General features: G+C 44.2%; 13 protein-coding genes. 7 read left to right on the forward strand and 6 right to left on the reverse strand.

The genetic code is table 11. The features are described from left to right. Positions 1-62: 62 nt before the first annotated feature. Both sucC and sucD read left to right on the forward strand, forming a co-directional pair. On the forward strand, positions 63-1,229 hold the full coding sequence (gene sucC, locus HLM86_RS00720; RefSeq protein WP_076585615.1) for an ADP-forming succinate--CoA ligase subunit beta: 1,167 nt from the start codon (positions 63-65) through the stop codon (positions 1,227-1,229). Next, a complete protein-coding gene (gene sucD, locus HLM86_RS00725) occupies positions 1,229-2,101 on the forward strand; it encodes a succinate--CoA ligase subunit alpha (RefSeq protein WP_076585613.1) in 873 nt (290 codons plus the stop codon). Before sucC ends, sucD begins: the two co-directional genes overlap by 1 nt. 163 nt (positions 2,102-2,264) lie before the next feature. Here sucD and HLM86_RS00730 read toward each other — a convergent pair whose 3' ends face one another. From HLM86_RS00730 to HLM86_RS00740, 3 genes are all read right to left on the reverse strand, one after another. Beyond that, positions 2,265-2,552, reverse strand: a complete 288-nt coding sequence (locus HLM86_RS00730) for a hypothetical protein (protein ID WP_170882174.1) — start codon at positions 2,550-2,552, stop codon at positions 2,265-2,267. A gap of 726 nt (positions 2,553-3,278) precedes the next feature. Then, entirely contained in the window at positions 3,279-3,578 is a 300-nt protein-coding gene (locus HLM86_RS00735) for a DUF3301 domain-containing protein (protein ID WP_076585609.1), read from the reverse strand. A gap of 2 nt (positions 3,579-3,580) precedes the next feature. After that, complete coding sequence (locus HLM86_RS00740) at positions 3,581-4,618, reverse strand: DUF3549 family protein (RefSeq protein ID WP_076585607.1); 1,038 nt, start codon at positions 4,616-4,618, stop codon at positions 3,581-3,583. Positions 4,619-4,694: 76 nt separating this feature from the next. Here HLM86_RS00740 and HLM86_RS00745 point away from each other — a divergent pair, with 76 nt between their 5' ends. Further along, positions 4,695-5,009 (forward strand): YqcC family protein, encoded by a 315-nt coding sequence (locus tag HLM86_RS00745; protein WP_076585606.1) that lies wholly within the window; start codon positions 4,695-4,697, stop codon positions 5,007-5,009. After that, a complete protein-coding gene (gene truC / locus HLM86_RS00750; protein ID WP_170882173.1) occupies positions 5,009-5,728 on the forward strand; it encodes a tRNA pseudouridine(65) synthase TruC in 720 nt (239 codons plus the stop codon). The genes HLM86_RS00745 and truC overlap by 1 nt, the downstream gene beginning before the upstream one ends. A gap of 66 nt (positions 5,729-5,794) precedes the next feature. On the opposite strand, the gene dxs is transcribed toward truC, so the two are convergent. From dxs to xseB, 3 genes are read right to left on the reverse strand one after another with little or no spacing between them, the layout of a single operon-like run. After that, on the reverse strand, positions 5,795-7,660 hold the full coding sequence (dxs, locus tag HLM86_RS00755; RefSeq protein ID WP_076585602.1) for a 1-deoxy-D-xylulose-5-phosphate synthase: 1,866 nt from the start codon (positions 7,658-7,660) through the stop codon (positions 5,795-5,797). 20 nt (positions 7,661-7,680) lie between these two features. Next, positions 7,681-8,565 (reverse strand): (2E,6E)-farnesyl diphosphate synthase, encoded by an 885-nt coding sequence (ispA, locus tag HLM86_RS00760; RefSeq protein WP_076585600.1) that lies wholly within the window; start codon positions 8,563-8,565, stop codon positions 7,681-7,683. 21 nt (positions 8,566-8,586) lie between these two features. Then, the gene (gene xseB, locus HLM86_RS00765) at positions 8,587-8,829 is read right to left on the reverse strand and encodes an exodeoxyribonuclease VII small subunit (RefSeq protein ID WP_076585598.1); all 243 of its coding nucleotides are present in this window, start codon (positions 8,827-8,829) and stop codon (positions 8,587-8,589) included. Positions 8,830-9,088: 259 nt separating this feature from the next. Here xseB and pomA point away from each other — a divergent pair, with 259 nt between their 5' ends. The 3 genes from pomA to thiI all read left to right on the forward strand — a co-directional run bounded on the left by pomA (position 9,089) and on the right by thiI (position 12,413). After that, positions 9,089-9,853 carry a flagellar motor protein PomA gene (gene pomA, locus HLM86_RS00770; protein ID WP_076585596.1) on the forward strand — a complete coding sequence of 255 codons (765 nt, stop codon included), beginning with the start codon at positions 9,089-9,091 and terminating at the stop codon, positions 9,851-9,853. Positions 9,854-9,863: 10 nt separating this feature from the next. Continuing rightward, the gene (locus tag HLM86_RS00775; protein ID WP_076585594.1) at positions 9,864-10,820 is read left to right on the forward strand and encodes a flagellar motor protein MotB; all 957 of its coding nucleotides are present in this window, start codon (positions 9,864-9,866) and stop codon (positions 10,818-10,820) included. Positions 10,821-10,964: 144 nt separating this feature from the next. After that, entirely contained in the window at positions 10,965-12,413 is a 1,449-nt protein-coding gene (gene thiI, locus HLM86_RS00780; RefSeq protein WP_076585592.1) for a tRNA uracil 4-sulfurtransferase ThiI, read from the forward strand. The last annotated feature ends 267 nt before the right edge of the window (positions 12,414-12,680 follow it).

The following is a 12,680-nucleotide window of genomic DNA, read 5'->3' on the forward strand; positions in this document are numbered from 1 at the left end:
AGACGTCAAAAAGGCGTCATGGACATAATAATCCCTTAAGGGAAAATAAACGGAATATCAAAATGAATTTGCATGAATATCAAGCCAAACAGCTGTTTGCAGAATTCGGTTTGCCTGTACCGGAAGGCTTCGCCTGTGATACACCTCAAGAAGCGTTTGATGCTGCTGGTCGTATATCGACAGAAAAGAAAGTCGTTAAATGTCAGGTACACGCTGGTGGACGTGGTAAAGCAGGTGGTGTCGAACTTCACGATACTAAAGAAGGTGTTAAAGAGTTCGCTCAAAAGTGGTTAGGCAAAAACCTAGTCACTTATCAAACAGATGCGAATGGCCAGCCAGTAACCAAGATTTTGGTTGAAGAAGCGTCAAATATCGCCAATGAATTGTATTTAGGTGCCGTTGTTGATCGTGCGACTCGTAAAATCGTTTTTATGGCGTCGACGGAAGGTGGTGTCGAAATCGAAAAAGTTGCCGAAGAAACGCCGGAACTTATTCATAAAGCGGCGATCGATCCGTTAGTGGGGCCTCAAGCTTATCAGGGTCGTGAACTGGCATTTAAGTTGGGTCTGTCAGGCAATCAAATTAAGCAGTTCGTGAAAATTTTCATGGGTCTTGGTGACATGTTTGCCCAGTACGATCTGGCTTTGCTTGAAATCAACCCGCTTGTTATTACTGGTGACGGTGATTTACTGTGTTTGGATGGAAAAATTAACATTGACTCGAACGCGATGTATCGTCAGCCAAAGCTTCGTGAAATGCATGATCCTTCTCAGGAAGATGAGCGTGAAGCGCATGCGGCACAATGGGAGCTTAACTACGTAGCTCTTGATGGCAACGTCGGTTGTATGGTGAATGGTGCAGGGCTTGCAATGGGGACGATGGATATCGTTAATCTCCATGGTGGTAAACCTGCTAACTTCCTTGATGTTGGGGGCGGTGCGACCAAAGAGCGCGTTGCAGAAGCATTCAAAATTATCCTTTCTGATGACAATGTGAAAGCGGTACTCGTTAATATATTTGGGGGTATTGTGCGTTGTGACATGATCGCTGAAGGTATTATCGGGGCAGTGAAAGAGGTGGGTGTAAGCGTGCCTGTTGTTGTGCGTCTAGAAGGAACAAACGCGGATCTTGGCCGTGACGTTCTTGCTAATTCTGATGTTGATATCATTGCTGCTGAGTCACTTGCTGACGCAGCTCAGAAAGTTGTTGCTGCTGCGGAGGCGAAATAATGTCTGTATTAATTAACAAAGACACCAAAGTAATTTGTCAGGGTTTTACCGGTGGGCAAGGTACTTTCCACTCTGATCAAGCCATTGCTTATGGTACGCAGATGGTCGGCGGCGTTTCTCCTGGTAAAGGTGGTCAAACTCATCTAGATCTACCAGTTTTCAATACCGTTCGTGAAGCGGTAGAAGCGACGGGTGCGACTGCAACCGTTATTTATGTGCCAGCTCCTTTCTGCAAAGACGCTATTCTAGAAGCGATAGACGCTGGGATTGAGCTTATTGTGACGATCACGGAGGGCATTCCAACCACCGATATGATCGATGTCAAAGTAAAGCTAGAAGAAACCGGCGTTCGTATGATTGGACCTAACTGTCCAGGCCTAATCACGCCAAACGAATGTAAGATCGGCATCATGCCAGGTCATATCCATAAAAAAGGTAAAGTGGGTATCGTCTCTCGTTCAGGGACTTTGACTTACGAAGCCGTCAAGCAAACCACAGATGAAGGCTTCGGTCAGTCTACATGTGTGGGTATTGGTGGAGACCCTATTCCAGGTTCAAACTTCATTGATATTCTTAAGTTGTTCCAAGAAGATCCTGAAACTGAAGCGATTGTAATGATTGGTGAAATCGGTGGAACTGCGGAAGAAGAAGCTGCTGCATTCATAAAAGAAAATGTTACTAAGCCAGTGGTTTCTTACATTGCTGGTGTGACGGCTCCTCCGGGCAAGCGCATGGGACACGCAGGTGCTATTATCTCAGGTGGTAAAGGTACAGCTGAAGATAAGTTTGCCGCGCTTGAAGCTGCAGGAGTTAAAACGGTTAAGTCCTTAGCTGATATCGGTAAAGGTTTACGCGAGATCACTGGATGGTAATCCTAGCGGATTATCTGTAAGTTGTTTAGTAAGGCTTGGCATGGTGCCAAGCCTTTTTTATTACTGGTGGACATTGAAGGTATGAGTGCGGTTCAATTGGATAAGTATAGAGCGACAGTCAGATTGGCAGTGAGATAATATTGTTTGTATCCTCCATTTGCTTTTATTCGCGTTGGCGTTGTTTTTCCAATTGTTCGACTCTAGCGATTAAATCAGCGACTTGGTTCTCTAATTTTTCAATTTTGTTGTTGTCATTGATGGTTTGTGCGGCAATTTCCACTTTGGGTACTCGATTCGATTGTTTCCAACTTTTTATCGCAGCAATTAAGGCAGGGATAGGGACAGGGCGACTTAGTCGTGCTTTCACCAGTGCGATCGTGGCTTCTTTTTTTTCTTCGCGGAGTTGCGTTAATATGTCTTTCAACTCCTGACTGATATCTTGTGTCAACATTTGACCTCCCTTGTTGATGTAACCTCATAATACTCAGATAACCCTTTGAAAGCGAATGGGGAATCGTTTGTTATGTTGTGAGAGATCACTTACATTCATTGTAAGAGAAAATACCGTCTTGTTTCTGTTATTCGCTTGATTTCTATCTATTCTATTGATTTATATAGATAATTAAGTCCGGCTTGCTTTTTGGTCATAGAGGTGATGTTGGTAATATGTTGAGTCTTTTTACAGGTCAGGTAAATTAAGCCTGTCGCAAGGATAGTGACCTTCTACAAGCAGTAAATGTGCTATTGGCAAACATAAATAATGCACACTTTCGGTGGACATTCGCTATCCGTGTGATGAGGATATAGCGGCTACAGTAACTAACGGTAGTACTTGTTATAGAAAGTTTTTCTTTCCCTTTTATAAGTAAACGTATTCATCCAATACCGATTTATTACGTTTTTGTACTCTGGTCGTCTCCTCACTAACAACGACAAAAATAACAACTTAAATCAAAAATATAAAGTATCAGTTGGTATGGCTTTGTTTCACTGTGTGAAACCTCGAAATTGCCCCCTGCATTGTAGGGGGCAATTTTGTAGTAAATCGTTAGAATGATATCTGGGAGATATGGCTATTTCGTTGCCTACCGATATTTGATATTGCACTGGCCGAACTTCTGATATGTCTTTTATTGCTCCCAATTGATCTTATTCAGTTTTCGACGATTCCTTCGTTTTATATACGGTGGGGAGGGAGGTCTATACGCATCAATTGAAAGCCTTGCATGACGACTTTTCCTTCATAGCAGTCATCCCCAAGCGCTGAAAATTCAAATTGATAGATAGAATGCCAGCGCCAGAGGCCATCAGGTGTTTTGAGTTTATGGCATTTGAGAGCAACACTGATGAACTGCAGGTCTAGTTGATTGCATTTGGAGATAGCAATCGTCTTAGCGAGTTCAGCTTGTCGTCTTTGCTGCCAAAATAGCGAGCAAACAAATACCAGCAGTACAATTGTGATAAGATCTCCAACCATTGTTAGCCTTTCGTTTCCGTTTGCAAATGAATCAGCGCTTGAGCGAGCTCCTGTGAAGGCGCGGAATGAAGAAGTGGCAGCAATACCATTCTGAGCTCAGGCAACATTACCAAATCTGCAAACAATTGATTGAAAAGGTCTTGGTTTCCTGTTTTTGCCAGACTGAGCAGAAACTGTTCCGCGTATTTAGTGTTGGCTAATAGGTGCCAGTTGCGTCCGGCAATGCCAATCAGTACCTCTTGATGACTCAGGCGTGCAGAGGCTAAAATTCTTTCCAGTAATGGGGCGGAGTACTTTTCTTTAGCACCCGACAATGCGCGGGTTAAAGCTCCAATTAAGAAAATGTCTGGATCTTTTTGTTCGATTTCTTTGCAAGTGATTTCTTGCAAACGCTCTGCTAATTTATCGGATAGTAAAGTATGTTCGAGAGCGCCGAGAACGGCATAAAGAGGTTCATTTGGCAGGTGTCTGAGAGCTTTACGCAGGTTAACACCATTCTGCTGTTGATCAAGACGAGCGCAAATATCCGTCACGCCCTGAAGGCCGATGGTCTGCCAATTTTCCCAGCCCAAACCCCCGGAGAAATACTGCTGAGCATGCTCATAATATTGACTGCACGGTAGATCAAGTTTAGCGCTAATCTGGCTATTGAAAACCGCCATTTTGTCTTCTGCTGGTTTGAAAGTATAGGGATTTTTAGACAGTTTTTGTTGTTGTTCTTGTGTCATTTCCTGACTTAGGCGGGTCCCCATTGCTTCGACGACGAATTTGATAAAGTGACCAACGTCGGCTTGTTTGAGAAGACCTCGTTCATCAAGTTCGAACTTAAGGAACCAAATCCATGGCTGTTTATGCTGGTTCCAATAGGCAATGGCTAAATGGGCTTTGCGTTGTAAAGGGTAGGGATAAGGTTGGAGTCCTCTTTCAGCATTAGAAAATGTAGTGTTGTCTATATGTTTTATCCGGCGTCCCAGATCATAGACCTGATATTGGCATTGGCTATTGGCTAATAGCTTGCTAAGAGTATGAATTGTTTCCATTGCTGAATAGTCCTAACTTTCTTTACCCTATAGATGGTATTCTTATGGCCAATTTCAAGGCCACTAGATTAGGTTTATGATAAAAGAACAGCGAGTACTGTCGCTTTTAGAACAATTACCCGCGAGAATGCAGGAACTTGGCTTGTGGCAACAAGAGTGTCCAGCGATTGATGTATTACAGAGCATAGAACCATTTTCGATGGACAAGCTTAAACCCGAGGAGTGGCTTCAGTGGGTATTTTCCCCAAGAATTCTGGACATGATTGATAAAAAGAAGCCGCTGCCGCAAGGGTTTTCTATTGCCCCTTATTTTGAGGAATGCTGGAAGGACAAGGCGGAAGTGACCGTTATTCTTGGTTTATTGAAAGCAATTGATGAGGCATGTGCTTGATGCTTGACATTATTTTTCAAGATGATTATTTCGTCGCAGTTAATAAACCTGCAGGTATGTTGGTTCATCGCAGTTGGTTAGATCGGCATGAAACTCAGTTTGTCATGCAGACTTTACGCGATCAGATAGGGCAGCATGTTTTCCCTCTTCACCGATTAGATAAGCCCACGTCAGGTGTGTTGATTTTTGCTCTATCAAGTGACGTTGCTGCGCAAGCGATGCCAATGTTCGCCAATCATCAAATGAAGAAAACGTATCACGCGATTGTGCGAGGTTGGATAGAGGAACCGGGCAGGCTGGACTATGGACTCAAAGTTGAACTCGATAAAATTGCTGACAAGCACGCTAGTCAGGAAAAAGAGATACAAGAAGCGGTGACTGAATATAGCCCGCTTGCAAAAGTTGAAGTGCCTCATTCTACTGGGCAATTTCCCACAACCCGTTACAGTTTAGTCGAACTGCAACCCCTTACAGGAAGAAAGCACCAGTTGCGACGGCATATGGCTCACCTCCGCCATCCTATTGTCGGCGATACAACGCATGGGGATGGCAAGCATAATAGACTATTTCGAGAGGTGTATGCAGCGCACAGGCTTTTGTTGCACGCATCAAGTTTGGAGTTTATTCATCCCTATAGTAAAGAAACGCTGAAGATAAACGCGAGCGTTGATGAGACTTGGCGAAACCTTATCAAAGAGTTTGCTTGGGAGCTGGCCTAGCCATGCACTGAAAACAAAAAAGCCCTCAGTTAAGGGCTTTTATTTGCTGTTTGATATAACCGCTGGTTATTTTTCTAGGTAGTTGCGTATGGCTTTCTCAATACCTTGAGCATCTAGACCCAGTTCGGTATGCAGTTCCTCCTGAGTCCCTTGAGCAATAAATTGGTCAGGTAGCCCTAGATTAAGGACTGGTTTAACCATTTTCTCTTGCATCATAAACTCGATAACACCAGCACCAGCACCACCAGCAACGACGTTCTCTTCCACGGTGACAATGATGTCGTGGTCGGAGACAAGCTGCTTTATCAGCGTGTGGTCAAGGGGTTTAACAAAGCGCATATCTGCCACGGTGGCGTTGAGATTTTCTGCAGCCTTGAGAGCACTTTCTAAGAAGGTACCAAAGTTGAGTATCGCAATTTTTTCGCCTTGACGAACAGATCGTCCTTTACCGATATCAAGCAGAGTAAACTCTTGTTCAATGGCCGTGCCTATGCCAGTTCCTCGTGGGTAGCGAACCGCACTTGGCCCTTGGTATTTATAACCAGTATACAACATTTGACGGCACTCATTTTCATCACTTGGTGCCATGATGACCATGTTAGGAATACAGCGCATAAAGCTAAGATCGAAGGCGCCCTGATGTGTTTGTCCATCCGCCCCCACAAGACCTGCTCGGTCGATGGCAAACATAACAGGCAGTTCCATAATGGCAACATCATGGATTAATTGGTCGTAACCTCGTTGTAAGAAAGTAGAGTATATCGCGACGATAGGTTTATTGCCTGCAATGGCCATCCCTGTTGCTAAGGTTACTGCGTGTTGTTCCGCGATGGCGACATCAAAATATTGCTCAGGATATTCCTTAGAGAAGCGCACCATGCCAGACCCTTCACGCATGGCGGGGGTGATCGCCATAAGCTTTGGATCTTGTGCCGCCATATCGCAAAGGAAATCACCAAAAATTTTGGAAAAGGTTGGTTTGCTGCCGTTACTTTTGGGCAAAAATGAGTGATTTGGGTCGAACTTGGGTACGGCATGGTAGCCAATTGGGTCTTTTTCTGCGGGTTCGTAACCTTTCCCTTTTTTGGTCATTATGTGTAAGAATTGAGGTCCTTTGAGCTCCCTCATGTTCTTTAATGTTTTAATTAACTCATTGACGTCATGGCCATCAACAGGGCCAATATAATTAAAACCTAATTCTTCAAATAGTGTTCCTGGCACCACCATACCTTTGAGGTGTTCTTCGGTACGACGAACTAACTCTTTAATCGGCGGGAAGCCAGATAAGACTTTCTTACCTCCTTCACGAATGGAAGTGTAGAGGCTTCCGGATAAAGCTTGAGCCAAGTGATTGTTCAGGGCGCCTACATTTTCAGATATGGACATTTCATTGTCGTTAAGAATCACCAGCATATCTGAGTGTACATCGCCAGCGTGATTCATGGCTTCAAATGCCATGCCTGCCGTGATGGCTCCATCACCAATGACACTGACTATTTTACGGTTTTTCCCCTCTTTCCCCGCACTGATAGCCATGCCTAAAGCCGCACTGATTGAAGTCGAAGAATGCCCAACAGACAAGGTGTCGTATTGGCTTTCGTTTCGCCAAGGGAAAGGGTGAAGACCGCCCTTCTGACGGATGGTTGACATCTGGTCACGACGACCGGTTAGAATTTTATGCGGGTAAGCTTGATGACCGACATCCCAAACCAACTGATCAAATGGTGTGTTGTAGATATAATGCAATGCAACGGTTAACTCAACGGTTCCTAAACCCGAAGCCAAATGTCCACTCGACTGGCTGATGGAGTTGAGTAAATAGGTACGAAGTTCATCGCACAACTTGGGTAGCGCTTCTTTTGGAAGACTACGCAGTTCTTCTGGCGTATTGGCCAGAGCCAGTGTCGGATATTTCGAAATATCAAGAGTCATAATAATGCGCGCTTATAGTCTTAGTTCTTGCGCTCGACGACGTATCGGGCGAACTCTTCGAGAAACTCGGTATTGTATGGGATAGCATTCAAAGCTTGAAGCGCTTCATGTAAAAGATTGTCAGCTTTATTAATAGCGCCGTTCAAGCCCAACAGTGAGGGATAAGTACTTTTATCCAATTGTTGATCAGAGCCTTGAGGTTTACCTAAGGTTTCTGTATCACTAATGATATCCAGTATGTCGTCTTGCACTTGGAAGGCAAGGCCGACAGCATCAGCGTATCGATCTAAAAGTGGGAGAATATCTCTACCCTGACTTCCTGCTGCGAGGGCACCGAGACGAACCGCACACTTCATGAGTGCACCAGTTTTGTTACGGTGGATAGTTTCCAACGCTTCCAAAGAGACCTGTTGGCCTTCTGCGTCTAGGTCTAATGCCTGTCCCAAGCACATCCCTCCAGCACCAGAGGCTTCGGCCAAGACTTTTATCATGTTTATACGATGCGGTTCTGCGTTTGGATTCAATCTACCATCAGCCAAAATACTAAAGGCTAAAGTTTGTAGCGCATCTCCTGTTAAAATAGCGGTCGCTTCATCGAATTTGATATGGCACGTTAGTTGGCCACGACGTAAATCATCGTTGTCCATAGCGGGAAGATCATCATGGATCAATGAGTAAGCATGAATACACTCGACCGCACAAGCGGCAGTGTCTAAGTCTTCGAGCTTACAGCCAAGCATTTGACCTGTGATATACACTAGGAAAGGGCGTGCGCGCTTTCCGCCTAAAAGGAGGCCGTAACGCATGGCTTCAATTAGAGTGTGATTCTGGTGAGGTAACTGACTCAGCCATTGCTCTAACTGGTGATTATTTCGTTGTTGTAGAGAGGTTAACGCCTCGTGCATAGGGGCAATCTTCTGTGGTAATTATTCTGGCTGAGAAGTGAATGCTGACAGCGGGGTTTCATCATCGTTTTGCAGCAGTATACTGACGCGCTGTTCAGCATCATTTAGCTTACTCTGACCTTCTCGAGCGAGTGCAATGCCTCGTTCAAACTTTCTCAGGGCATCATCAAGAGCCAGATCGCCATGTTCTAGGTGCTCAACAATGGAATCTAATTCTTCAATCGCTGCCTCAAAGGACATGTTTTCTGGTTTCTTAGTTGCCATAATGTTTCTAAGTTTGAAAAGATGGACGAAAGTTACCTTAGCCAGTAATAATGGTCAAATTTAACCGAAGAAAATTGTTAGAAAAATCGATCTTATTCAGTCAATATTATCTTTAAAGTTAACGTGACTCGGTTTGCTTGGTTTACTATGCGGTTAAAACATCTATATTAGTGTGAGTAACATACCAATAAAACACTAAAGATCTTAAGATGTTGCCGATATAGTCTTAGTACGTTTTGGATAGCATGAGGAGTGTTCTGTGGATTTAGCGACGCTGGTAGGGCTTATTGGCGGTTTTGCTTTCGTGATCATGGCGATGATCCTTGGCGGAAGTATTATGATGTTCATCGATGTTACCTCAATACTGATTGTCGTAGGTGGCTCGACCTTCGTTGTCCTAATGAAATATACCATGGGGCAATTTTTTGGTGCGGCAAAAATTGCTGGCAAAGCGTTCATGTTCAAAGTGGATGAACCTGAAGACTTGATTGCTAAAGTTGTTGAGATGGCTGACGCGGCAAGAAAAGGGGGGTTTCTTGCTTTGGAAGAAATGGAGATTACCAACAATTTCATGCAAAAAGGCATCGACTTGTTAGTGGATGGACATGATGCAGATGTCGTGCGTGCGGCATTGCAAAAAGATATTGTCTTAACGGATGAACGTCATGACTTTGGTTGCAGTGTGTTCAGAGCTTTCGGTGATGTGGCTCCGGCAATGGGAATGATCGGGACGTTGGTCGGTTTAGTCGCGATGCTTTCAAACATGGATGACCCAAAATCGATCGGTCCAGCAATGGCCGTCGCTCTGTTGACCACATTATACGGCGCAATTTTGTCCAATATGGTTTTTTTCCCTATTGCGGATAAGCTGTCACTTCGACGTGAGCAAGAAAAGCTGAATCGTAGATTGATCATGGATGGCGTTCTTGCTATCCAAGATGGGCAAAACCCACGTGTTATCGATAGCTATCTCAAGAATTATCTCAATGAAGGTAAACGCATTCTCGATGTAGATAACGAGTAAGGAAGCCGCTATGGAAGAAGAAGAGTGCAAATGTCCACCTCCCGGTTTACCTCTGTGGATGGGTACGTTTGCTGACTTGATGTCTCTTTTGATGTGTTTCTTCGTACTTTTACTTTCGTTTTCTGAAATGGATGTGCTTAAGTTTAAGCAGATAGCGGGTTCAATGAAGTTTGCTTTTGGTGTTCAAAATCGGCTGGAAGTGAAAGATATCCCAAAGGGAACCAGTATTATTGCTCAGGAGTTTAGGCCTGGTCGCCCTGAGCCCACTCCTATCGATGTCATCATGCAGCAAACAATTGATATTACTCAACAAACTCTCGAATTTCAGGAAGGGGAATCCGACCGAGCTGGAGGAACTCAGCGTGACCAAGGTAAATTGACAGGCGGTCAGTCTCCTGAAACATCAACACAGACCAACCAAAATACTGAGTCAGACAGTCAACAGCAGCAAGAACAACAAGCAGAGTTGTCTCAGGAACTTGAAACTGTCATGGAAAGCATTAAAAAAGCGCTCGAACGAGAAATAGAGCAGGGGGCCATCGAAGTGGAAAACCTCGGTCAACAAATTGATATTCGTATTCGTGAAAAAGGGGCCTTTCCGGAAGGTTCTGCGTTTTTGCAGCCTAAGTTTCGTCCTTTAGTCAGACAGATTGCCGACTTAGTCAAAGACGTCCCCGGTGTTGTGAGGGTCTCAGGACATACAGACAATCAAAGGTTGGATTCTGAACTGTATCGTTCCAATTGGGATTTGTCGGCGCAGCGTGCGGTGTCTGTGGCACAAGAGATGGAAAAAGTAAGAGGTTTTGACCACCAAAGACTTCAAGTTAGGGGAATGGCAGATACGCAGCCACTGGGCCCAAATGATACTGAAGCTCAGCGGTCGAGAAATCGTAGAGTTGAGATCAGTATCTTGCAGGGAGAGCCTCTTTACAGTGAGGAAGTGCCCTCTTTACCTAATTCTAATTAATACTAAGGCGAGCGAAATGCTCGCCTTTTTTCTGATCTTTCATTCATGTATACTCTTGCGCCCTGAGTGTACAGAGCGCGTAACTAATACGTGGATATCTGAAAAAGCGCCATTGTTCGAATTTGTTAACTTGTGAAGTGATTTATGAAATTTATCGTTAAGCCCCATCCAGAAATTTTTGTAAAAAGTGAGTCGGTCCGTAAACGCTTCACAAAGATCCTTGAGTGTAACATTCGTAATATTATAAAAAGCCGGACAGAATCTGTTGCCGTCTTCAATCGTCGTGATCATATTGAAGTTACCTCGGATTCGGATGCTTATCGCAGCGAAACCATTGAGATCCTCACACAAACGCCTGGGATTCATCATGTATTAGAAGTGCAGCAGTCGGATTTTAAAGATCTGCATGACATTTTTGAACAAGTGTTGGCCCTAAATGGTGCAAACATCAAAGGAAAAACCTTCTCAGTTCGCGCAAAGCGTCGTGGTCAACATGATTTTACCTCGATAGAACTTGAACGTTATGTTGGTGGTGGTCTTAACCAGGCCGTCGAGAGCGCAAAAGTAAAGTTGAGCAAGCCTGATGTGACGGTGAACGTTGAAGTTTCTGGAGATAAGCTGAATCAAGTCCTTACTCGTTATAAAGGGTTGGGAGGATTCCCTCTTGGAACACAGGAAGATGTCCTCAGCCTTATCTCTGGAGGTTTTGACTCTGGTGTTTCCAGTTATCTGCATATTAAGCGCGGTTCGAAAGTCCACTATTGCTTCTTTAACTTAGGTGGACCAGCCCACGAAATTGGTGTTAAGCAAGTATCGTATTATTTATGGAATAAATACGGTTCGTCTGCGAAAGTTCGTTTTATTTCGGTAGATTTTGAGCCCGTGGTGGCTGAAATTTTGGAGAAAGTAGAAAACGGGCAGATGGGTGTGGTGCTCAAACGTATGTTTATGCGCGTAGCGGGCAAGATCGCAGATAAGTTTGGTATTCAAGCATTGGTCACCGGTGAAGCCATCGGTCAAGTTTCCAGCCAGACGTTGACGAACCTTCGCCATATTGATGGTGTGACAGATTCATTAATTCTTCGACCACTGATCAATTGGGATAAGGAAGACATTATTAATCTCGCTCGTGATATTGGTACGGAAGATTTCGCTAAAACCATGCCTGAATATTGTGGCGTTATCTCGAACAAACCCACGGTTAAAGCAGTACAAGCCAAACTTGAAGCAGAAGAAGAAAAGTTCAACTTCTCTCTTTTGGATCAAGTGATAGATAATGCTCGCCTAACAGACATACGTGATATTGCCAAGCAAGCGGAAGAATCGGCTCCCGAAGTCGAACAGGTTGAAGCCGTTGAACAGCATGCCATTATTGTTGATGTCCGCAGCCCCGAAGAAGAAGACGCTCAGCCTCTAGAGATTGATGGGGTTGAAGTGAAGCATATCCCATTCTATAAACTCGGTAGTCAATTTGGGGAATTGGATCAATCGAAGACTTATCTTCTCTATTGTGAAAGAGGAGTGATGAGTCGTCTCCAAGCCCTTTACCTGCAAGAGAAGGGATTCTTTAACGTTAAAGTCTATCGCCCCTGATATCCACATTGGCTGAGAATGAGAGACGCAAATCGCTATTGATTTGCGTTTTTTATATCCGCTTAGAAAAGTGGACAGGGTTTGGTCTTTTTTAGATAAAAAAACACCGCCCATAAGGCGGTGCTAAATAATTTGACAGACAGGTCAAAATAAATACAGGAAGTACAGCTTTCGGCACCCGAGGGCGACAAAAACTTGGTAGAAACCTACCTAACTCGAAATACGAGCTTGCAAACACAACATCGCAACAATATGCCAATTGATTCT

It is taken from the genome of Vibrio ostreicida, from assembly GCF_013074385.2.
GTDB lineage: Bacteria > Pseudomonadota > Gammaproteobacteria > Enterobacterales > Vibrionaceae > Vibrio > Vibrio ostreicida.